The organism is Streptomyces sp. NPDC054872 (genome assembly GCF_053610705.1).
In genome coordinates, this window is sequence record NZ_JBSGYY010000013.1 from 107,285 (window position 1) to 128,840 (window position 21,556).

14 protein-coding genes and 3 pseudogenes are annotated in these 21,556 nt (G+C 65.2%); 12 read left to right on the forward strand and 5 right to left on the reverse strand.

Features of this window, described 5'->3' with window-relative positions:
• Positions 1-65 precede the first annotated feature (65 nt).
• Positions 66-803 carry a TetR/AcrR family transcriptional regulator gene (locus ACWGIH_RS18100; RefSeq protein WP_453445377.1) on the reverse strand — a complete coding sequence of 246 codons (738 nt, stop codon included), beginning with the start codon at positions 801-803 and terminating at the stop codon, positions 66-68.
• 153 nt (positions 804-956) lie between these two features.
• Between ACWGIH_RS18100 and ACWGIH_RS18105 the strand changes: the two are divergent.
• From ACWGIH_RS18105 to ACWGIH_RS18125, 5 genes and pseudogenes are all read left to right on the forward strand, one after another.
• Positions 957-1,368 (forward strand): annotated as a pseudogene (locus ACWGIH_RS18105) (ATP-binding cassette domain-containing protein); the annotation flags it as partial.
• A gap of 274 nt (positions 1,369-1,642) precedes the next feature.
• A complete protein-coding gene (locus tag ACWGIH_RS18110) occupies positions 1,643-5,065 on the forward strand; it encodes a S8 family peptidase (RefSeq protein ID WP_453445379.1) in 3,423 nt (1,140 codons plus the stop codon).
• Between the two features lie 155 nt (positions 5,066-5,220).
• A pseudogene (locus tag ACWGIH_RS18115) lies at positions 5,221-5,560 on the forward strand (ATP-binding protein); the annotation flags it as partial.
• 2 nt (positions 5,561-5,562) lie between these two features.
• Positions 5,563-6,140, forward strand: a pseudogene (locus ACWGIH_RS18120) (transposase); the annotation flags it as partial.
• A 68-nt stretch (positions 6,141-6,208) separates the two neighbouring features.
• A complete protein-coding gene (locus ACWGIH_RS18125; protein ID WP_453445381.1) occupies positions 6,209-6,571 on the forward strand; it encodes a hypothetical protein in 363 nt (120 codons plus the stop codon).
• A gap of 375 nt (positions 6,572-6,946) precedes the next feature.
• On the opposite strand, the gene ACWGIH_RS18130 is transcribed toward ACWGIH_RS18125, so the two are convergent.
• Positions 6,947-7,519 (reverse strand): cysteine hydrolase family protein, encoded by a 573-nt coding sequence (locus tag ACWGIH_RS18130; RefSeq protein WP_453445383.1) that lies wholly within the window; start codon positions 7,517-7,519, stop codon positions 6,947-6,949.
• Positions 7,520-8,245: 726 nt separating this feature from the next.
• Here ACWGIH_RS18130 and ACWGIH_RS18135 point away from each other — a divergent pair.
• A complete protein-coding gene (locus ACWGIH_RS18135) occupies positions 8,246-9,046 on the forward strand; it encodes an SDR family NAD(P)-dependent oxidoreductase (protein WP_453445384.1) in 801 nt (266 codons plus the stop codon).
• Positions 9,047-10,077: 1,031 nt separating this feature from the next.
• Here ACWGIH_RS18135 and ACWGIH_RS18140 read toward each other — a convergent pair.
• The 3 genes from ACWGIH_RS18140 to ACWGIH_RS18150 all read right to left on the reverse strand — a co-directional run bounded on the left by ACWGIH_RS18140 (position 10,078) and on the right by ACWGIH_RS18150 (position 13,705).
• The gene (locus ACWGIH_RS18140) at positions 10,078-11,370 is read right to left on the reverse strand and encodes an MmgE/PrpD family protein (protein ID WP_453445386.1); all 1,293 of its coding nucleotides are present in this window, start codon (positions 11,368-11,370) and stop codon (positions 10,078-10,080) included.
• Positions 11,363-12,274 (reverse strand): NAD(P)-dependent oxidoreductase, encoded by a 912-nt coding sequence (locus ACWGIH_RS18145; protein ID WP_453445388.1) that lies wholly within the window; start codon positions 12,272-12,274, stop codon positions 11,363-11,365. Before ACWGIH_RS18145 ends, ACWGIH_RS18140 begins: the two co-directional genes overlap by 8 nt.
• Before the next feature lie 228 nt (positions 12,275-12,502).
• Positions 12,503-13,705, reverse strand: a complete 1,203-nt coding sequence (locus tag ACWGIH_RS18150; protein WP_453445449.1) for a thiolase family protein — start codon at positions 13,703-13,705, stop codon at positions 12,503-12,505.
• A gap of 584 nt (positions 13,706-14,289) precedes the next feature.
• Here ACWGIH_RS18150 and ACWGIH_RS18155 point away from each other — a divergent pair.
• The 6 genes from ACWGIH_RS18155 to ACWGIH_RS18180 all read left to right on the forward strand — a co-directional run bounded on the left by ACWGIH_RS18155 (position 14,290) and on the right by ACWGIH_RS18180 (position 21,526).
• Entirely contained in the window at positions 14,290-15,030 is a 741-nt protein-coding gene (locus ACWGIH_RS18155; RefSeq protein WP_453445390.1) for a FadR/GntR family transcriptional regulator, read from the forward strand.
• Positions 15,031-16,145: 1,115 nt separating this feature from the next.
• The gene (locus ACWGIH_RS18160; RefSeq protein WP_453445392.1) at positions 16,146-17,471 is read left to right on the forward strand and encodes an MFS transporter; all 1,326 of its coding nucleotides are present in this window, start codon (positions 16,146-16,148) and stop codon (positions 17,469-17,471) included.
• A 47-nt stretch (positions 17,472-17,518) separates the two neighbouring features.
• Positions 17,519-18,763, forward strand: coding sequence for a CaiB/BaiF CoA transferase family protein (locus tag ACWGIH_RS18165; RefSeq protein ID WP_453445394.1), 1,245 nt, complete (start codon positions 17,519-17,521; stop codon positions 18,761-18,763).
• Positions 18,760-19,548, forward strand: a complete 789-nt coding sequence (locus ACWGIH_RS18170; RefSeq protein ID WP_453445396.1) for an enoyl-CoA hydratase/isomerase family protein — start codon at positions 18,760-18,762, stop codon at positions 19,546-19,548. Before ACWGIH_RS18165 ends, ACWGIH_RS18170 begins: the two co-directional genes overlap by 4 nt.
• Positions 19,545-20,771 (forward strand): acyl-CoA dehydrogenase family protein, encoded by a 1,227-nt coding sequence (locus tag ACWGIH_RS18175; protein ID WP_453445398.1) that lies wholly within the window; start codon positions 19,545-19,547, stop codon positions 20,769-20,771. The genes ACWGIH_RS18170 and ACWGIH_RS18175 overlap by 4 nt, the downstream gene beginning before the upstream one ends.
• On the forward strand, positions 20,771-21,526 hold the full coding sequence (locus tag ACWGIH_RS18180) for an SDR family NAD(P)-dependent oxidoreductase (protein WP_453445400.1): 756 nt from the start codon (positions 20,771-20,773) through the stop codon (positions 21,524-21,526). The genes ACWGIH_RS18175 and ACWGIH_RS18180 overlap by 1 nt, the downstream gene beginning before the upstream one ends.
• The last annotated feature ends 30 nt before the right edge of the window (positions 21,527-21,556 follow it).

Genomic DNA, 21,556 nt, shown 5'->3' on the forward strand with positions numbered 1-21,556 from the left:
AGGCCGTTACTCGAGACATCACTGCCTGGACGCCCGCTACGACTCGGACTAGACCTGCACCCTTCTCAGCGAACGCGGTCTCCACGGCCGCATCGCGCACAAGGGCGAGTAGGCGTCGATCCAGGCCGGCCAGTATTGACATGTCGAACGCAGGAGTCCTCGCCCGGCGCAGGGCAGGTGAACGCTCCGGCAGTGGCGGCCAGGGTTGCCGTGGTCGCGGCGTGGGCGGGCAATTGTGGATCAGGAGGGGTCCGCAGGAGGACTAGCTGGTGGTAGAGCGGCGCGGTGGCGGCGATCAGCAGACGCCGCGCGTTTGTGTGCGGCGGGAGCTCACCGCGGTCGATGGCGCGCTCGACGAGGGCCTCGCAGCGCGCGTACCGGTCCTCCCACAGTTGCTGCTGGGCGTGGGCGGCTTGCGCGGAGCGGAAAGAGGCGGCCATCAGGGCCTCGGGGATCGACGGTTGCGCGACCAGGGACTCCTGGATCTCGTCATTGAGGGCTGTCAGATCGCCACGCAGGGAGCCGGTGTTCGGGGGCTGCCAGTCGTCCTCGCCGGCAGCGTCGAGGACGTCGGCGAGCAAGCCACCAACGTCGTGCCAGCGCCGGTAGACCGTGGCGCGATGCACCCCAGCGCGGGCCGCCACGCTCTCCATCGTTAACCCCTCGTAGCCGTGTTCACCTAGTTCGGTACGCACTGCGTCGAGTACTTGGGCACGGATTCGTGCAGTGCGGCCACCCGGTCGGCGGTCGGGCGGTGTGGCAGGACGAGCACGTTCTGGTGGGCGGTCCGGTCGGTCTGTCATTGGGAATCCGGTTGCTCGGCGGGACTAGATCATGACAGCATTCTAAAGCAACAGGTGTCGCAATAGCGGGTAGCCGATGCTCTTCCGAAGCGTTGCTCTGGCCTTGCGGTCCCAGGCGACAATTCCGTTCCCGACAGCTTCGGAGTTGCTCGTGTGTTCACACAGATCACCACGCTCGCAGTCAGTAAGTCCGTCGACGGCAGGCCCGTTCTCGACTCGGCGAGCTGCTCGCTCGCGAAGGGCGAGTGCGCCGGGATCGTCGGCGAGAGCGGGTCCGGCAAGACCACCCTGCTGCGGCTCTTCGGCCAAGCGTAAGTGCCCCGACCAGGGTGAGATCATCCTGCAGACCGACGGCGGCGTCGGCTACCTCGCCCAAGACGGAGGTCTGCCGGAGGATGCGATGGCCCAGCAGGTCATCGATCGGACACTGGGCTACCTGCGTGTGATCGAAGCTCGGATGCGCCACCTGGAAGCAGCAATGGCCGACGGTGGCGAGTCGGCGCTCGACGGGTACGGCGAGGCCGTCTCGGTCTTCGAGCTGCGCGGCGGCTATGGCGCCGATGTCTGACTGGAAGGCTCCCTGCACGGCCTCGGCCTGAAGCAGGTGGGCCTGCCTTGTGACGGGGCGTCACCGGCGCACGGTGGCACTCCCGAAGTGCACGGAAATCTTGCCAGGCCACCCAGACAAGTACGCGGCCAGCAGTACGAACAGGATCCGCAGAGTGCTTGCCTGTCCGGCGCTGGCACAAGAAGTGCCGCGATACAAGGGGCGAGCTGCATCCACAAGACGCCAAGTTCGAAAGGTCCATGGCGCGTTGCGCCGATGTAGGACAGAGACCATGCCCAGACGTATTTCACGTGGCACGACGACCACTGTCATAGGCGGCCTTCTTGCGGCGCTGATCCTCACCACAGGTTCCGCGCCGGCCGCATCAGCAAAGTCTGACTCAGCAAGATCTGACGGCGAGCGAACCCCGCTCGCCACCGGGCCGATGCCCGAGAAGTACACGGTCACCCTCATCACCGGCGACAAAGTCACCCTGCGGCCCACCTCCAAGGGCCGGTCTGCGGTGACGGTCCATCCTGCTCCCTACCGAGACCGTGGGAGGTCCTTCCGGACACTCCACGACGAAGGGGGTGTCTACGTTATTCCGGAGGATGTGACGAGCCTGCTGTCCGGCACGCTCGACCGAGAACTGTTCAACATCCGCCGACTGATCGACAGCGGCTTTGACGACGCCTCCACCAAAGAACTCCCGTTGATCGTGCAGGGTTCCGACCCGCTGTCCCCGATCAAGGGGGAGCGACGTTCCCGCGCCCTTGCCAGTATCGACGCTGTCGCGGTGAGCGTACGGAAGAGCACGTCGTCGGCCCTCACGACCCAGTCCGCCTCCCCGCGCAAGCTCGCGGCCAAGGGGCTCTCCAAAGTATGGCTCGACGACAAGGTCCTCCTGACGCGGACCAAGGAACCGAAACCGTCCTCGGACGGCACGCCGCCCTCGCGTCGCAAGAGCGACGACGGTCTTGACAGCTACCTGGAGCGCATCAAAGCGCCGGATGCCTGGAACTTGGGCCTGAGCGGCGAAGGCGTCGATGTGGCTGTGATCGACAGCGGCGTCGATGCCAAGCACCCGGATCTGCAGGGCAAGGTCGAAGCAGAGGCCAACTTCACCACGGACCCCACTCCTGGGGATGGCAACGGGCATGGCACGCATGTCGCCTCGGTAGCCGTAGGCACTGGAGCACAGGCCGAGGGCGCCCGCAAGGGTGTAGCTTTCGGTGCGAACCTGTGGTCTGCCAAGGTCGTAGCGGACAACGGAGAAGGCCTGACATCCTGGGTGATCGCCGGCATGGAGTGGGCGGCTCGCCGCGGCGCTGACGTCATCAACGTGAGCTTGGGCGGCGTCCCACGGCAAGACGATCCCCTGGCCGACGTGGTGGACACCCTCTCGTCGGAAACGGACACTCTGTTCGTTGTCGCCTCCGGCGACGAAACGGCCGGTGACTTCAGTGTCACCACCCCTGGCGTAGCGGAAAGCGCGCTGACCGTGGCGGGCAACGGTTACCGGCTGGACGGTGCCGGCCCGGCCCCGTACACGTACCTTGCCAAGCCCGATCTCGTCGCCCCGGCCGCCGGCATCATGGGAGCACAGACCGGCGGTGGGACGACGCAACCGTACGGTGCCATGACCGGCACATCACCGGCCACGGCGCAGACGGCTGGCGCCGCGGCTCTGCTACGCGAGCAACACCCTGACTGGGACGCACGACGAGTCAAGGCCGCACTGACGGCTGCGGCTCAGGAGCTCGAAGGCCAGTTGCCCCTCAACGACGGGGCTGGCCTCCTCGATGTCGCCCGAGCCGCAACGGACACAGTCAGGCTGAGCCACGGCAACGTCGACTTCGCCTATCTGCCCTACCCGGACAGCTCCAAGCCAGCGACCCGGGACATCGCGATCACGAACGAGGGAGACGCACCACGGAGTTTCGCGGTCTCGGACCGTACCACCGACCTCGCGGGGGATACGGCACCCGACAACCTGGTTACAAGCTCGAAGGAGCGGGTCACCGTGACACCGGGAGCGACCGAGGTCGTGACCATCACCCTGACACCGGCCAACGGAGACCCCGGGCCCTACAAGGGCTTTGTGATACTCGCCGAAGAGAGTGGTCCGCAGCGCCATCTGCCTCTCAACTTCACGATGGAAGCACCCCGGGTGACCACCAGCCTCAAGGTGCTGGACAGGCACGGAGAGCCGTGGGCCGGCGGCACTGTCCTGTTGGTCAGCCTCAACGGCAAGTACCAGCCGGGCGGCGGCGGCTGGGGCCTCGTCAACCTGGACGAGCAAGGCCAGGGAGCGGCCCGGATGGCACCTGGGCCGATGACGATGATGGCCACCGTTCGAACGCCGGAGAAGGGCGACGAGCCGGAATCAGTGGCTCTGACGGGTTACTCCGAGATCGTGGTCGAAGAGGACCGGCTGATCACCATCGACGCCCGCAGAGCCCGGCAACTTGAACCGGCGCGAGTGGAAGGGACCAGGACGAAGGTGGCCTCGGCGCTCATCCACTTCGAGCAGCAGGACGAGAAGGGGTATGACCTCGGCACCATGCTGGTCGCCACGGGTGACGAAGTCGAGGACGAACGTGTCTTCCTGGAGCCGACGTCGCCGGCCCAACACGGTGAGGCCGCCTTCGAGACACGGTGGCGCCTGTTCTCCGACGGTAAGTCCCACCGTAGCCAGGCCGACATCTACGATCTCGTTCTGGGGAGTGGCTCTGCCATTCCCGGCACGTTGCGTTTCACGGTCTCGAAGCGCGACGCACGCGCATTGGCGCGGATCGAGTCCGATTATCGTTCCGTCCTCGGCTCGGCCGACACGTACGTGGACACCGTGAGCGCCCACAGCGATCTGGTGAACAACTCAGTCATGCTGAGCTATCCCTTGAGTGTTCCTCAGCGACGCGTGGAAATGGTGACAGCGCGGGAGGACATCGTCTGGCGACAGCATGTCACATACGGCACCCCGCAGACCGTGCACGCAAAGCTGGTCACTCCGGAGACTGTGTACAAGCCAGGTCGGCGATACTGCACAAGCTGGTTCGAGGCCACCGCTCCGGCTCTGATCGCTACGCACTTGAGTGATGCGCTCAATGTTGGATCAGCGCAGATCAGCGACGGAACGCACATGGGTGGGGTCGACCAAGGGATCCTCGGCTCACAACCGATCAAGATGTTCCGCAACGGAAAGGAACTGAACCGAGCCAACGGCGGTTCGTTCCCCACCACGCCAGAGCGAGCCCTGTTCAGAGTGGAACACACCGCGCGCCCCGTTCAGGAGATCCTCCCCGTCGGCCGGCGCGTGGACACGGCCTGGACCTTCCCCTCGGAGGGGCCGGCGCCCGGAGGCCCGCTACGCACACCGTCCATACTGCGGATCGACTACGATCCGGAGACCACCTCCGCGGGTGTTCTCCGGGCAGGACGGTCGATGACGATGAAGGCCCGCATCATCGCCGGCACGGACCAGGACGACGTCGGTACCGTCGAGAAAGGCACCTTGCAGATGTGGCTCTCGACCGACCAAGGAGAGCACTGGAGCAGGATGTCGGTAAAGGCCGGGCACGATGGGTGGTTCACCACCAGGGCACACGACCTGAAGCTCCGTCCGGGTGACACCGTCTCCGTGCGGGCTCACGGTACGGCCTCGGGTCAGCGGGGCGTCGAACAGACCCTCATCGACGTCTATCAGGTGCGTTGACAATTTCGGGGGTTGGCTGGCTCGGGTCGGAGCTCTTGGGCTCCGACCCGAGCCACTGCCATGGGCCGCCAGCCCGGTTGGCCTGTGGCCTGATGTGCGGCAAGCCCGAGGCCTCGAGGGCGCCCCGACACAGGGCATATACGTCAGCCGAGGCCGACTGCCTCCAGGTCCTCCGCCAGGACGAGATCACCCGCCGCGAGACTGTCGCCTTCCAATGCAGGCTTCAACGGGCGTAGTTCGAGCAGCAGGCAACCCTGGAGGAGTTCGACTTCGCCGCCTCCTCGACACTGCCCACCGCTCAGATCCGGGGCCTGGGCGCCCTGCGCTGGCTGCATGCCGGCGAGTCCGTAATCTTGTTCGGCTCGGTTCGGGGTGGGCAAGACGCATATCGCCCAGGCGCTGGGACGCCTCGCCGTCCGGCAGGGCACCCACGTCCGCTTCGCCAAGACCATCCGGATCCTCGCCGACTCGCCGGCGGCCACGCGGACCGTATCTGTAAAAGCACCGCGGCGGAGCGCGGGGCCTGGATCGTCTTCGAGGACGAGGCCGGGCAGTCGATGACTCCGCCGCGTGCCAGGACCTGGGGCTTGATCGGCCAGACGCCGGTCGTGAGGGTGAGGGGCCGAGGCTCAGGGCGCGTGTCGATGGCGGGTATGGCCTGCTACAAGCCGGGCCGGCGATCCCGGCTGATCTACACGATCCGCGAGTACCGGGGCCGCAAGGACGAGCCGAAAGGCTTCGGCTGGCGCGACTTCCGCGACCTGATCGTTCGCGCTCGCATCCAGCTCGGCGGACCGATCGTGCTGGTCTGGGACAACGTCCGCCTGCACCTGACGGCCAACATGCGCGAGTTAACGACGCGAACGCCGAGTGGCTCACCGTCTTCCCAGCTGCTCACCGGCCCCCGGACCTCAACCCGACCGACGGCGTCTGGCTGCTGGTCAAGCGTGACATCGGCAACCTTGCTGCGGCCGACCTCGGCCAGGTCACCCGCACCGTGAAGCGCAGACTGAAGATGCTGCAGTACCGGCCGGAGGTCATCGACGGCTGCCTCGCAGGCACCGACCTGGCCCTGTGCGCGTCGGGTGGACGGACACGAAATTGGCCCGAAGCCCAAAACTGCTGGTCAGCTACGGTGGCGGCATGACTGACAGCTTGCCCGAGGACGTAGCCGACGTGCTTGGCCTCGTCCTGAACCCGGACGAGCCTGTTCACGTCGCCCTCCGACGGCAGGTGCCCCACCTCAGGGTGAGATCCCGCTGTAAGTGCGGGTGCGGCACTGCCTACTTCGACCTTGACGCCAACGCGGTGGAGCCCGCGCCAACGGGCCCCGACATCGTCGTGGCTGCCGACATACAGCTGTTCACCGAAACCGGCGAGTGCCCTGGCGAGATCCTGGTCTTCGCGCAAGGTGGTTACCTCTCATGGCTGGAGGTCTGCTCCTGGAGCGATGACGTCGAAGTGAATCTCGCCGGGGCGCGGCGCTGGCTACAGCCTTCGTCCTGAACCCGAGCCGGTAAACGCCGATGTCTCGGATCCTGAGGCCGCCACCACGAGTCGACCGACATCACGCGTGTTCAAGTTCAGAAGCTCGCCAAGCCGTTGGGCCGCCATCGGCGCCCGGGGCTGGGAGAATGGGTTACGCGCAACTCGAGGGTCACCGCCAGAGACTGGTTCGTCACGTTCGGAGGGCAGGTTGCTGTTCTGAAGTGCCATCGAGGCTGCAAGCTGCACTGACGTCACCCGTGCGCATCATTTGGGCCTCGTCAAGCTACTTGAGGCGATCCCCACTCGGATGCCGGCTACCAAGAGCTGGGCGTGTGGTCACATGGCTCGACCCGACGCCGCATGGTTCCGACTGCCTGCCGGGGGCAGGCGGGATCATGCGGCAGGCAGGCGCTGGATGTAGTCGATCGTCTCCTCAAGACTGACCACGTCCGCGTACTTCATGTGCATGTCGAACAGGCTGACCTTGTGTGAGATCTGGGAGCGATCGGCACAGCACTCGAACGGAATCACGACGTTGAAGTTGAACTGGAAGGCGTCGAGCACCGTCGCGCGCACACAGCCACTGGTCGTCATGCCTGTGACGATGACGGTGTCACAACCGGCGTGCACGAGGTATGAGGCAAGCGGCGTGCCGAAGAACCCGCTGGGCCTGGCCCCCTTGTCGATGATGATCTCATTGGGCAACGGGGTGAGTTGCTCAGCGATCACATCTCCCGGCGGTGTCCCCACCGGTACGGGAGGGGGGTTGCCGTTGACCTTCCACCGTCCGCGTTCAGCCGGCTGCACTCGGGCCTCCGGCCCGGGGTAGCCCTTGGTGAAGAAGATGGGTAGCGCGGCCTGCCTGGCTGCGTTGAGCAGAGCCTCATTCGCCACCACCGCTGGACCGCCCGTTGGGCTCCAACCCGTCGGATACGTCGAGTCAACGAATGCGCGGGTCATGTCCACGACGACTACGGCAGGACGGCTACCAGCAGTCATTCCGCGGTCTTGGCTGTCGAAACCTCGCCCGAAGCTCGCAAGGTCATCCTCGGAAATCGCGTCTGCCCATGGCTTGCTTCCTGAACTCATTCTTCCTCCAGTCACTGACTGATGAACCAGGTCTGCCGACAGGCGGTGTACTCGAGGCGACGCGCATGTCGAGCATTGGAGCTTTTTTACTGCCTGGAGGAACTGATCCCCAGGGTGCGGCTGGTGTGGCCATTTTTTCCAGTTTGGTAAACGTAGTAGCCAGGAGGTAACGCCATCCCTCAGCCTGCATAGGTCAGACTTGCATATGTCCAACAATTTTTCTAGCAGTGGTTAGTGCGGAGGGGTCGACCTTGGCTGCGACGCGAGCGCAGGGGCGATCGCCTGGACCCACGCTGGACCTCGCCGGGGTGAGGGTGGACTCGGCCAGGACTAGTTGACAGATAATTCCCTACGATCCTAATGTTGGACTTTAACGCTTGATGGACGCGTGACGAGTGAACTTGCGTCGCAGAGTGCATCGAGCGCTCAGCCGCCGCACATGGCGCAAACGCGGACGCGGTCACTTCACCTCGCCGGACAACATCTGGACTGAGGGATGATTGCAACTCGGTATCAAGACGCTCCCACGCCTCTTGAGGCGCTCCCACAGCCAGTAAGTCAGGGCTTGTAGTGACCTTGAGGTGCGGCAGCTTAAGGAGAATCATGAATCTCGAACTCAGTGGCCGAACGTACCTAGTTACGGGAGGTACACGCGGCATCGGTCTGGCGACCTCCTCGCTGTTGCTCGAAGAAGGCGCTTCAGTCATGATCGCCGCGCGGAGCACTGAATCGATCGAACAGGCGTCTGCCGTGCTCGGCCAGCGTCCCGAAGTCGGTTTCGTGCAGGCCGACTTGCGGCAGCCCGACGGCGCAAGCACCGCGGTGACGGCTGCACTGAATCAGTTCGGAGCACTCGACGGTGTCGTCAACAACGCCGCCGCCTTCTCCATCGACAAGGGCCATCCCGACAGAGCGGCGTGGGCCGGGCTGTTCGAGCTCAAGCTCCTCGGCTACGAGTCTGTTGTGCAGGCGGCCCTCGAGCACCTGAGTGAAGGCGGAAGCATCGTCAACATCTCCGGCATCGCTTCCATGCGGTATCACCCTCGTTCGCCTCACGTCAGCGCAATGAACGCGGCTGTCCAGGCGCTCTCGATGCACTATGCGGCGCAACTTTCCGCGCGGCGAATCAGGGTGAACACGGTTGTCCCGGGCGTCACCGCGACCGGCCGCTACGAGCGACGTATCGCGCACATCAGCCAGCAGAACGGCGTTGACCTTGCCAACGCCAAGAAGGCCCTCGACTCTACCGTCCCCCTGGGCCGGCCGGCCGACCCCGCGGAACTCGCCGCGACGATTGTCTTCCTGCTTTCGAGTCGGTCTGCGAGCACCACTGGAGCCACAGTGGTGGTCGACGGCGGAACTGTCATTTACCCGGACGCGGCCTATGTGGATCAGGGCAATTGAGCACGCCTGGTCAGTCGGCCCCGCGTCAGTCGTTGCGCAGTCCAGGGTGTGGCGGATGGACCTTGGGGTTGACAGCGCGAGTAGGCCACACTCCTCGGCTCGGTCGGTCATCCCCCCCGGTAGCAGGCCCAGTTAGGGATGCGGGGGCTATGGCAGGCCAACGGTGAGCGTCGGGCTCCCTCTTGCCAGGCCAGCGTGGAACTGGCTCCACACCATGGGCTCGTGACGGAGGAGGTGAGGACGGGCCCGTGGCCTTTGCTCCGAACCCGGGTAGTGGCGTCCCGGCGCAGGGCGTGCCGCAGAACGGTGGGATGGCTGAACCTGGGCGGAGCGCGTTGGCCAGGTTGGCGACCTGTCTGGTACGGGTGATTCCCCAGACCATGCCGTTCCTGTCGAGGCGGTCGCGGTCGATGCGTCTGGCAGGTCCGTGGTCCCGAGCCGCCGCCCGGCGCCGATTTCCTGGGCTCGTAGTGACTTCGGTCCGCATGATCCGAGTCGCGACAGCGATTGTTGCGCTAAAGCGCCAGCCGACCAAAAGTGAACCTCCGCAGACTGTCAGTGGAGCGGTGTAGAACGTCGGCCATGGATGCTCAGCGAAGGATTGCCGCAGAACGATTTTTGCGGAACATGGCGTATGGGAGCAGCGGCAGGAGCTCGACACGGTGCCGCAACTGGCCGCCACGGGGCTGGGCGGCGACTCCGCGCCGAGCCAGGTGAGCGAGTGAGCAGCCCGCTTCGAACCCAACGAACTGCTCGGAGGCTACGAGTATTTCGAGGGACGAGTCCATTCCGACGACTGATTTCTGAGTGCAGGCGTGGTGGCGACCCTTTGCCGCGGGATGTATGCACAGACAGATCATCTCCCCGGACCTATGAGCGCCTACCGTCACTCAGCTCTTCCACCCTCGGTGATCCAGCTTGAGTTGGCGAGGGGCGTCTCAGGAGGGCCCGTTGCTTCACAGACGGTCGCTGGTGACCGCCCCGCCTGCACCACAGTCGGCATGCGACGATCTGTGTCTGTCTTTTGCTGCTCAGCGTGCTGCTCGCCACAGCCCGAGCAACTGGTCCGTGCTGCTGCCGTGGGGCAGCCCGGCAACAGCGTGGTAGAGGCGGCCGCCGATGTCACCCAGGAGGGTGGTGCAATGACGGGTGAAGTCTGTCGGGCCCCATCCACTCGTATCGCCCTCCCCAGTGAGCGTGAGTACTCTGCCGTCGTCCAGGCTGATGTCCACGCGCGCGCCCAACTCAGGAAGTGTCGGATCCCCGACCACCTCAAGACGCCCGGGGTCTTCCCAATCGGCGACCAGACCAGGATGGAAGGCCCGCAGGGCAGACTTTGTAATCCCTTCCACGCTGGAGATTGACTCTGCCGAGGCGTCACTCTGGTTGCCGTAACTGGCGGCGAATGGCGCGAGTCGGACTGAGACCCGCCGTAGCGTCCCGCTGACTGGGGACAGCCCCTGGAGAGCGTCGAAGATCGACTGGCCGTACATCGCGACCGGAAACCTCTTGAACGTCACTCGGTGAATGGCGGACCGCGCCTCTGACTGCGGCGGTTCCAACCCGCCACCAACGCCGAACATTGCGTACAGGCCTTGCGGGCCCGAGAGCGTGCCGGCCCCGCCCTTGAGACCCGCCGAGGCAGCGATCGCCGCAGAGACACCGGCCTGGACCGCGAGCGCGGGCTGCAGGATCCAGCCGTCGCCGGCCGTGGAAACGACGCCAAGAGGCCCGCCCGTGGCCGCGGCGGCCAATCCGAGTGCGGCGCACGCGCTGTCGTCCGGCAGGGCCAGCATGAGTGACATGGTGGCGGCCGCGGCAAGCGGTGAAATGACAGAAGTGACTCGCCAGCCGCGTTGCGATACCTCGGGTAGCAGACGCTCGGCAAGTCGGCAGGCACACTCGTACCCACCGACTACGGCACGCAGCAGCCGTTCACCATCGGAGGGCTGGGCAGGCCGAGGTGCCGCATGCTCCAAGGCTGCCAGCGCCACCGGCACGACAGCGAGACCGGGGTGAGCCGCCACGCGGAAGGAGTCGTCGGTAAGTCGTGCGTGCATCAGGTAGGAGTTGGTGAGCACTGCACTGGTGATATCCGCGCGCTTGGCTAGTCCGCTGATGGTGCAAGCGCCCGGCGCGCCGGCCAACGTTTGGGCGACTGTTCGGTGCCGTTCCGTGCGTGTGCTCACCACCATGTCGGCGACCGCCACGGCAAGACATCCTGCGGCACGGTCAAGTGTTGCGGAGTCGGCGGTTTCCGCAGCCTCACGGGCGTAGTGCCACAGCATCAGACGAGGGTCCTGTAGCGGCGTTTCGTCACTCATGGCTGTCCTCGTTGCACTTGCTGTCCAGTTCGGCCATGCGTTCGTACATGGTGGTGATTCGCGTGCAGTCCTGTGCCCCGTACCCTTGGTCGACGGCGAGCTGCCAGCAGTTGACCACCGCCTGGGCCATGGGCGCTGGGAGCCCCAGTTCGCCAGCGACATCCGTGAAGAGCGAAACGTCTTTGAGCGCGCCCTCGACGGGAAATCCGAAGTCGAAGGCTCCGGTGAGCACGTGGTTCGGGATCTTCACCGCGGTGGCCGAGTTGCGGCCGGAACTGACGTTCAGCACGTCGAGTGCAACGTCGAGCGGAATCCCTGCCTTGCCGGTCAGGGCCGTGGCCTCGGCTGTAGCGGCGAGCGCGCCCAGCGACAAGACGTTGTTGGCCACCTTCATGACCTGTGCTTGGCCTGGCAGCCGTCCTACGTGGATGACGTGCTTGCCGATGACGTCGAACACCGGGGCACACTTGTCGACGGGCTCCTGGGCACCGGACACCATGATGGTGAGAGCCCCCTGCCGTGCCCCCGCCTTGCCACCGCTGACTGGCGCATCGATGAACGCCACTCCCGCTGCCGCGAGTTCGGCCTGCGCCTGGCGAGTGGCGGACAGGCCGCTCGTGGAGGTGTTGATCACGATGCACGATGGTTTGATATGGGGGGCTGCTGATAGTTGCTTGCTGACTTCGACTAGCAGCCCGGGGGTAGGAAGGCTCAGGAGGACCACCTCAGCGGTCCGCCCAACGGACTCCACGTTGTCGTGGACCACTACCCTTGCATGGTCATGGAAGGGCCGTGTCGCCTCCGGCCTGGGATCAAGCAGATGGGCACGCCATCCTCGCCCGACGAACCGCCACACCATTTCGGCTGCCATCGTGCCTACGCCGATGAACGCGACGTCCCGCATGCTGATCACATCCTGCTCATGAGAGGTGGAGGTGTGTGCCCTGGCGTGATGTGAGCTGGCATCGATGAAGGTGCTGGCTGACTCAACCGGGCCAGGACGAGCCGCCGCGGGCGCTTGCCACGGGCCGTCAACGGCTTTCGGTCGGATGCTGTGTCGGCGCTCAGTAGTGTGCTGGACGCGTGCACGAGCTCGATGGAAGCGGGGTGAGGGAACAGTGGCATGTTCCTCCTAGCGTTCGAGGGCCAGAGCGAGGCCCTGGCCGACGCCGATGCAGAGGGTTGCGATTCCGGTACCGGACCCGCGACGGGCCAGCTGGTGGGCGACCGAACCGGCGAGTCGGGCCCCGGACGCGCCCAACGGATGGCCGAGGGCGATCGCACCGCCCTGAGGGTTGAGCACGGCCGGGTCGAACTCCGGCCACTCGGCGATGCAGCCCAGGACCTGGGCTGCGAATGCCTCGTTCAACTCAAGCACGGCCAGGTCGCGAAGGCGAAGGCCCGTCTTGGCCAGGGCACGGTTGACGGCCTCCACTGGGGCCAGGCCGAAGTAGTGCGGCTCGATGCCACTCACGCCCGTAGCGGAGATCCGTGCGAGCGGTTCGCGGCCCGTGGCTCGCAGGCCGACGTCGTCGACGAGGAGGAGGGCAGCGGCACCGTCGCTGAGGGGAGACGAGTTGCCTGCCGTGACCGTGCCGCCGTCATTGCGGAAGGACGGCCGTAGCTTCGCGAGGGCCTTGGTAGAAGAGGAGGGGCGTATGGATTCGTCGAACTCGACGACGACCGGCTCACCTCGTCGCTGTGGGATGGTGACCGGCACGATTTCTGCGTTGAGGAGGCCTGCAGCCTGTGCCGACGCGGCCTTCGCATGACTCGCGAGAGCGTATCGGTCCTGCTCCTCGCGGGTGATGCAGTGTTTTTTAGCGATGAGCTCTGCAGACTCGCCGAGGGGGATGGTCCACCGCGGGTCCATTGAAGGATTGACCATGCGCCAGCCCAGCGTGGTCGAGTAGAGCTCGGTGTGGGTAGAGGGAAAGGCTTTGTCGCTCTTCGGGAGGACGTAGGGGGCGCGAGTCATGGATTCGACGCCACCTGCGATCACGATCGATGCGTCGCCCAGTGCGATCGCGCGGGCACCCTGGATCACAGCCTCCAGGCCTGAGCCGCAAAGCCGGTTCACAGTCACGCCGGGGACCGACACGGGCAGGCCGGCGAGCAGCCCAGCCATGCGGGCTACGTTGCGGTTCTCCTCCCCAGCACCGTTGGCGTTGCCGAAGTACACATCGTCGATCTGAACCGGATCCAGCTGGGGCGCGCTCGCGACGAGCTCTCGGATCGCATGCGCGGCGAGGTCGTCGGGGCGGACGCCGCTGAGTGTCCCGTTGTAGCGGCCGATCGGGGTCCGGACCGCGTCCACGATGTAGACATTCCGCACGCTCATGCCCGGGCCTCCTCGGTGATATGGGCACGCAGGTCAGGAGCGCTGGGAATCCTGACAGTCATCTTCACTGGACACGGCATGAGTGCTCTTCTCTGCAGCATGGTCCTGACGTAAGCGGCGGAGAACGTGGGCCCGGCCACCGTCGGTCCGCCATCACAGATGTGTAAGTAGACAGCCGGACTATTATCCAACATTTATAGCTTGTCAACAAGGTGTGCCCTTTGCGTCGGTCGCATGCGGCGCCGAGCCGGCCGGGGCGCAGGGGACGGGGCACCATGGATCGCTCACACCCAGTGGCGGGGCATCGTCGCGCGAGGACCGAGGTCGCAGGGGGCGCCCGAGACGCTAGTTGGGGCAGATGAGTTGGGCAGACACGCCAGCTGTGCGGGGACGCATCTGTCGCCGTGGAGGATTGCCCATCCGCACGCTCATTGATCTCCGCGCAGGTGGTGTCGATCTTCGCCTGCTGCGAGTGGAACCGCCGACGCGGGCCTGTGTTCAATGGGCTACCGTGTTACTATTCGACAATGAACTGTCGGCGCTGATCCGGTTTTGTCGGGAACGGGTGGAACTACATCGTGGCTGATCGGCAGAACGCCAAGACGCGGCTCATCGGGCAGAAGATCCTCCGGCCGAGGGAGCAGGTTGAGGAACGGATCCGGGTGACGATCCTGTCCGGCGAACTCAAGGGTGGCGAGATGCTGCCGCCCGAATCTGAGCTGGCCAGGCAATTCAACGTCAGCAGGACCACGCTGCGGGAGGCGCTGCGTTCACTGACGACCCAGGGGCTGCTCTACAAGGTCCCCGGCTCGCGTGGTGGCAATATCGTTCAGTCGGTGGATCACCATTCACTGGGCACGGTGGTCATCGATTCCGTGCACAACCTGCTCGCGCTCGGCAGCATCAACTTCAACGAGGTCGCCGAGGTGCGGCAGTACCTGGAGATCCCTGCGGTCCGCCTGGCAGCGGTCCACCGGAGCGAGGAAGACCTCGAGCGACTTCGGGACATCGTGCAGCACCAGAAGACAGCCTCAGTGGAAGATCCCGTGGTCCCCAAGCTGGACGAGCAGTTCCACTCCCTGATCGCCCAGGCGTCGGGGAATCGCGTGCTCGCCTCGTTCGTGGCGGCTCTGCATCACGAAACTGAGCCGGTGCACTACCTAGATCTTTCCCCCGAGGTCGGGCGCGTGACGGTACGTCAGCACCAGGCTATTGTGGACGCGATCGCAGATCAGGACCCGGATGCAGGTGAAAAAGAGATCGTGAAGCACTTGACCTACCTGCGCAAGCATCTCGCGGTCCATGTGAACAACACCTGATTTCGCGCACGTGGTCATCTTCGGACCGTTCCCTACTTGACCGCGCCCGTTCCGTTCTGTCGCCGGTCTTCCGGAAGGTATTGCTGGGGCGCCACCGCGTGCGCACCGTTCGGGTGGCTCTTGACCGCTCGGCGTCGGATCGCCGCCAGCCGAGGGCCTCACGGCAGCGCTGTCCATTGTCGCTCACCAGCTCTATGATCTGTCGCTCAGCCGCGCAGGCCGTGACGCTGTGTACATAGGGAGAATGCGGGCCTCCCAGCGCTCGGCTCCTAGTGGGCCGCAACCCGTCATCGACGCCTTCCTTAGGCCTGCGGACGTATCGTCACTCTGAGTGGCGACCCGAAGGGTGCGGGCGACCCGCGATCACCGGCCGTCCGCACGGGCTCGTGTCCAGTACGCCGCCGTGTACCGACTGCGCCCAGCTGCGACGTCCTCGCGCATCAGTCCTCCCGGTCGTCGACTGCCTTTTCGCAGGCTCCTGCATGAGCCGCTCTCGCCGAAGCGAGCCATCCGCGATCCATCGACGATCACCCAGCACACTGCCAGTTGCTGTGATCACGTCATTCCGATCGCCGGCTGCTGCCGCAGGTGGAATGCGTTCGGAGCTCGCCGCCGTCCCAGGCGTCTATCCCGCAGACGGTGGAGGCGATCCAGAGCCGCATGGCTGCCTCTGGCAGGCGGCTTCAACCTGCTCTGCTCAACTGGGCAGAGTTCAGCCGTCCGTTAAGGCCGGCGCACGCTCGTGCCTCGCGCCGGATGCCGGAGCAACTGCTCATGTACGGCGTCCGGTTCGCGCCCGCAGCAGCAAGTCCCCCATGCGGCAGGGCCTGCTCGACGGCAGAAGCCGTTGCAGTGTCAAAAACATGCGCGGTGTGTCACCGCACAACCAATCACGACGACCAGCCGCAGGGAGTTGCGGCCATGGGCGGGCGTGACGCGGGGCGCCCTCACAGGCGGGCGGGCCCGAACGTAAAAGTCGGACGATCGACCAGAATGTAAAAGTCGGACCTTGAAACGTTGTGGTGAATGACCTACCGTTCTAGTGCTGGGCAAAGACTCGTGCGTCCACCCCTCAGAAGGGCGTCAGCATGTCTCATCGATCCCACTCTTCCGATGTGCCGATCGCAAAGATTGCCTTTGCGAGCTTCATCGGCACCCTCATCGAGTTCTTCGACATGTTCATCTTCGGCACGGCTTCGGCGCTGGTTTTTGATGAGCTGTTCTTCCCGAAGCTTGACCCGCTGACCGGTACTCTCGCCTCGTTCGCCACGTTTGCTGTCGGCTTTGCGGCCCGTCCGCTGGGCGGCGTGATCTTCGGTCACTTCGGTGACCGCCTCGGCCGCAAAAAGATGCTGGTGCTCAGCCTCCTCGTGATGGGAGTGGGAACAGCAGCGGTTGGTGTACTTCCGACCTACGCACACGTCGGCATCTGGGCGCCGGTACTCCTGGTCCTGGCACGCCTGCTGCAAGGCATTGCGATCGGTGGAGAGTGGAGTGGCGCCGTGCTGATGGCGATCGAGCATGCGCCACCAGGTAAGCGGGCGTTCTACGCCAGTTGGCCACTGTGCGGTGTACCCACTGGACTGGTGTTGGCTACCGGCGCCTTCTTCCTCATCGAATTGCTCCCGCATGACGCGATGATGAGCTGGGGGTGGCGCCTGCCCTTCCTCGCCAGCGCGGTGCTGGTGGCGATCGGTCTCTACATCCGGATGCAGATATCGGAGTCGCCCGTATTCCAGGCGGTTCGGGACCGTCGGGAAGAAGCGAGATTTCCAGCTGGCGAAGTAGTGCGCAGGGCCGGGAAGCCCCTGCTCCTTGGCATCTTCTCGATGGCCGCCAACAGCATCCCGTTCTACATGGCCACTGTGTTCGCGCTGAGCTACGGCCAGAAGACCGTAGGTCTCAGTCGCGGGACGCTCTTGCTGGCGGTCTGTATCGCGTCAGCACTGCAGATTTTCACCATCCCCATCGTGGCGATGCTGACCGATCGATTCGGGCGCAGGCCTCTCCTGCTGTTCGGGTGCGTGCTTACCGTGCTGGAAGCATTTCCCTTCTTCTGGCTGATCAACACCGGTAACACCTTTGCAGTCATCGCTGCAATGATCCTTGCGCTGCCGGTCGTTCACGCCCTCACATATGCTCCGATGTCCAGTTTCCTTCCGGAGCTGTTTGAGACGAGGGTGCGCTACAGCGGCTCGGCGATCGCCTATCAGGTCGGCAGCATGCTGTTGAGCGGGCCGGTGCCGTTTGTCTCGGCCGCGCTGTTTGCCTGGGCGAACAAGCCCTGGCCTCTTGCGCTTTACATCGTGGCTGGCGGTGTCGTGTCGTTCGCAGTGGTGCTCGTGGCCCGTGAGTCCTATCGCGACGATCTCGCGCGAACAGGGAGCGCCGGCATAAGTCGCGGCGACCTGGCGCGGACAGCAAGCCCCAGCAGCGACTGATGACGTCTGGCCCTGAATTAAATGTCGAACAATATGAGGGTGATTTCATGACCGACAGGGACGGGTCGACGTCGACGGGCGGACCGCTGGCAGGGCTGAAGGTCGTCGACATGACAACCTCGTACGCGGGACCGACTGCTTCCATGTACCTGGCCGATCTGGGCGCCGATGTCATCAAGGTCGAACGCCCGCGGACGGGAGACGATGCTCGTTCCTGGGGCCCGCCCTTCGTCGAGTCGGCTTCGGCGTGGTTCGCCTCAGCGAACCGCAACAAGCGCTCCGTGGTCATCAACCTCCGCGACCCCGAGGGATTGGCCGCGTTGCGTACGCTGATCGGCAACTCCGACGTGTTTATGGAGAACCTCAACCCCGGCAAGCTCGAGGCGCTCGACATTGACCACGCTCGGCTGCGCGCGGACTTTCCACACCTGATCTACTGCGCCATGTCGGGGTACGGACTGGACGGCCCGGACAGCACCCTGCCTGGGTACGACCTCGCCGTGCAGGCCCGGTCAGGCCTGATGTCGGTCACCGGGGCCCAAGGCGGTGCACCACAGCGTGTGTCCACAGCACTGTCCGATGTGGTCACAGGCATGTGCGCCGCCCTGGCCATCAGTGCGGCGGTCGTGCGGCAGAGAGCAGACGGCGTCGGCGACCTCATCGACGTCTCGCTGCTCGACGCGGATCTCGCAGTCATGGCACCCCGCATCGCTGCCTACATGGCGGGCGAACCAGAACCCGCTCCGAGCGGTGGCACCGACTCGGTACTGGCGGTGTACCAGTCATTCCAAACGGCAGACCGCGACCTTGTGATCGCCATCGGCAATGACGCCATGTGGCGACGGTTCTGCGTGGCAGTCGACCTTCCCGAACTGGCGGAGGTCTCCGAGCTAGCGGAGAACGCTGGTCGGCGCGCCCAGCGCACGCGACTAACCCAACTGGTGGGCGCACGGTTGACTGAGCGGACGGCCACCGAGTGGCAGCAGATTCTTGGGGATGCAGGCATCCCATGCTCTCTCGTGCAGAGCTTGTCCGAAGTGGTCGCGGACCCGCAGGTGATCGCCCGGGGAAGTCTGCTTCCGGTGCCCGGCACCGGAGAAGCGATGCACGGCGTGCGCAGCCCCTTCCGGCTCTCGTCGATCCCCGAAGTACGCAACACCCGGTTCCCAGAGGTGGGGGAGCACACAGCCGAAGTGCTGGCCGAACACGGTTTCAGCCTGGCTGACATAACACGCCTCAAGGAACGCGGTGCGATCGAGGACGCCGGCTCGGAGGGACGTGGAGCACGATGAGTGAGCAATGTGTTGTGGTGGAATGCAACGAGGCTGTCGCCACGGTGCGGATAGACCGGCCGCGGGCGTATAACGCGCTGAATGCGGCGATCCTGCAGCGCATCTGTCAGGAGATCTCAGCGTTGGCGCAATCGGGAGACGTCCGCGCCATCGTGCTCACCGGCACCGGTGACAAAGCGTTCAGCGCGGGAGCCGATCTCGACGAGCTGGCCGCGCTGAGCGAAGCCGACGCGATCCCTCTGATGCGGGCTGGTCAGGCGGCCGTCCGGAGCATCGAACAGAGTCCAGTACCAGTCATCGCAGCGGTCAACGGCCTCGCCCTCGGTGGTGGGTTCGAGTTGGTGCTCGCCTGCTCGTTCGCCGTCGCCTCCACCCGAGCGGCATTCGCGCTCCCCGAGGCAGGGCTCGGGCTGATCCCAGGCTACGGCGGAACCCAGCGCCTGGCCCGTGCTGTTGGGCCCGCTGTCGCGCGGCACGCGATTCTCACCGGTCACCGTATCGACGCCGAACGCGCCTATCACCTCGGTATCACCGTGCTCCCACCAGTCGCACCCGGTGACTTGACGTCCCTCGCCCTGCACACGGCGGGTGAAGTCTCCAAGCGCGGCCCGGCCGCATGCCAGGCAGTCCTCGACGCAGTGGGCTTCGGACTGGACAACACCCTGGAGGCTGGGCTCGCACTGGAGACCCAGCTGGCTGCGAGGGCCATCGGTGGTGCCGAATCAACGGAGGGCGTCGCCGCGTTCAAGCAGAAGCGGACGCCGGAATTCGGGGTGAAGGCATGAATACCCCAACGGCACCGCTCGACATCGATCGAAATCCGGAAGCCTATCTCGCCTGGCATCGGGCTCTCGACGAGTCCGCCGCGGACGCCCTGCTCGGTAAGAGGGAGCTGGCCGTGAGAGCGGCAGTGCGCGACGTGGTGGCGCATGAGGTCGCACCCCGGGCTGCTGCCGCCGACCGCGACCACGTCTTCGTGCACGAGAGCTACCAAGCACTGGCCAAGGCAGGTCTGGCAGGCCTGATCTTCCCGGAGAAGCTCTCCGGTACCGGCGACACCAATGTCGCCTACGCTGCTGCGGTCGAGGAGATCACCGCGGGCTGCGCGGCCACCAGCCTGGTGTACATGACCCAAATGCACGCCGCCTACCCGATCATGACCGCTGGCTCGGACGGGCTGGCTGACCGCTACATCCCCAGGCTGCTGACCGGGACGACATACGGCGCGCTCGCGATCACTGAACCCAACGCCGGCAGTGACGTGTCGAGTCTGCGCACGGTCGCCACCTCCTACGGGAACGGCTACCGGCTCAACGGGGCCAAGACGTTCATCACCACCGGCGACAAGGCCGACGTGATCATCTGCTTCGCCACGGTCGACCGGACCCGCGGACGCGACGGGATCACTGCCTTCGTGCTCGATGGGCGGTGGCCCGGTCTGTCCAGGGGAACACCACTGTCGAAGCTGGGGATGAACGGATCGAGCACCGCGGAGCTGTTCTTTGACGACGTCGACATTCCCCTTGATCACCTCCTGGGTGAGCCCGGCGGCGGATGGAGCGTCGTGATGAACTCGGTGACCAAGTCGCGGATCAGTGCCGCTGCGCAAGGCGTCGGAATCGCCCGCTCCGCCTACCTTCGGACGTTGTGCGCGCTGAAAAGGCTGCACGGTCCCCGGCTGCCGGACGAGGCTGCCTTTGCTCTGGCGACACTGCGCGGCCAAATCCTTCAGGGCCGGCTTCTGCTGTTCGGCGTCGCACGTCAGGTGGACCTTGCAGGCGCCCCGCCCGCCGGACAGATCGGCATCATGAAGCAATCCTGCACCGATCTCGGCTGGCACGCGGCCCGAGAGGCCGTGCGCATCCTGGGGCCCTACGGAGACCTCACCGACCTGGGCGTCGAGCGTTGCCTGCGCGACGCGAAGGTCACCCAGATCTATGACGGCACGAACGAGGTGCAGCGGATGCTCATCGCCCGCGACACCGCGCAGGCAGTGAGGGAGCTGTGATGACGACGGCACTTGAAGGCAAGGTCGCCATTGTCACCGGCGCAGGGCGCGGCCTGGGACGCGCGATGGCCGAGGCACTGGCAGAAGCGGGCGCCCGCGTGTGCGTAGCCGCCCGTACCGGCCGTGAACTGGACACTTTCGTCAAGGAACAGGCCGCTCTCGGACGGGAGGCAAGGGCATGCCCGACTGACATCACCGATGTCGAAGCGGTCAACCATCTCGTTGACTCCACAGTAGACACATTCGGCCGCCTCGATGTGCTGGTCAACAATTCCGGCATCGTGGCCACCACGCCACTGCTCCAGCAAGAAGCGGAGGAATGGGATCGTGTCATTGCCACCAACCTCCGCGGTGTGTACCTCGCTACCCGGGCCGCGGGGCGCTACATGGTGCCGGCGAAGTCCGGAAAGATCGTGAACATCGCTTCCAACTTCGCATTCAAAGGTGTCGCCGGGCATGCGGCCTACTCAGCCTCCAAGGCAGGCGTTATCGCCTTCACCAGGACCATGGGCATCGAGTGGGCCCGCTACGGAATCGGTGTCAACGCACTGGCCCCCGGCTACTTCGCGACTCCCCTCAATGCCGAGTTGCGAGCAGACCCGGAGACCACCGAGCGAGTGATCAAGGCGATTCCTGCCCGTCGTATGGGCGAGCCCGCAGAGATCAAACCGTGGCTGCTCATGCTCGCCGGAGAGGCCTCGGACTTCATGACCGGCGAAACGATCGTCATCGACGGCGGTCAATCCAGCCGGTGAAGACCGCCAGCCTCGAACAGGAGTGAACCA

Excerpts from the sequence above, each read along its gene's own strand:
- ACWGIH_RS18145 (WP_453445388.1), bottom strand. The coding sequence starts at position 12,274 with ATGCGGGACGTCGCGTTCATCGGCGTAGGCACGATGGCAGCCGAAATG.
- ACWGIH_RS18175 (WP_453445398.1), top strand. The coding sequence starts at position 19,545 with ATGAATACCCCAACGGCACCGCTCGACATCGATCGAAATCCGGAAGCC.
- ACWGIH_RS18170 (WP_453445396.1), top strand. The coding sequence starts at position 18,760 with ATGAGTGAGCAATGTGTTGTGGTGGAATGCAACGAGGCTGTCGCCACG.
- ACWGIH_RS18165 (WP_453445394.1), top strand. The coding sequence starts at position 17,519 with ATGACCGACAGGGACGGGTCGACGTCGACGGGCGGACCGCTGGCAGGG.
- ACWGIH_RS18125 (WP_453445381.1), top strand. The coding sequence starts at position 6,209 with ATGACTGACAGCTTGCCCGAGGACGTAGCCGACGTGCTTGGCCTCGTC.
- ACWGIH_RS18140 (WP_453445386.1), bottom strand. The coding sequence starts at position 11,370 with ATGAGTGACGAAACGCCGCTACAGGACCCTCGTCTGATGCTGTGGCAC.
- ACWGIH_RS18110 (WP_453445379.1), top strand. The coding sequence starts at position 1,643 with ATGCCCAGACGTATTTCACGTGGCACGACGACCACTGTCATAGGCGGC.
- ACWGIH_RS18180 (WP_453445400.1), top strand. The coding sequence starts at position 20,771 with ATGACGACGGCACTTGAAGGCAAGGTCGCCATTGTCACCGGCGCAGGG.
- ACWGIH_RS18135 (WP_453445384.1), top strand. The coding sequence starts at position 8,246 with ATGAATCTCGAACTCAGTGGCCGAACGTACCTAGTTACGGGAGGTACA.
- ACWGIH_RS18100 (WP_453445377.1), bottom strand. The coding sequence starts at position 803 with ATGACAGACCGACCGGACCGCCCACCAGAACGTGCTCGTCCTGCCACA.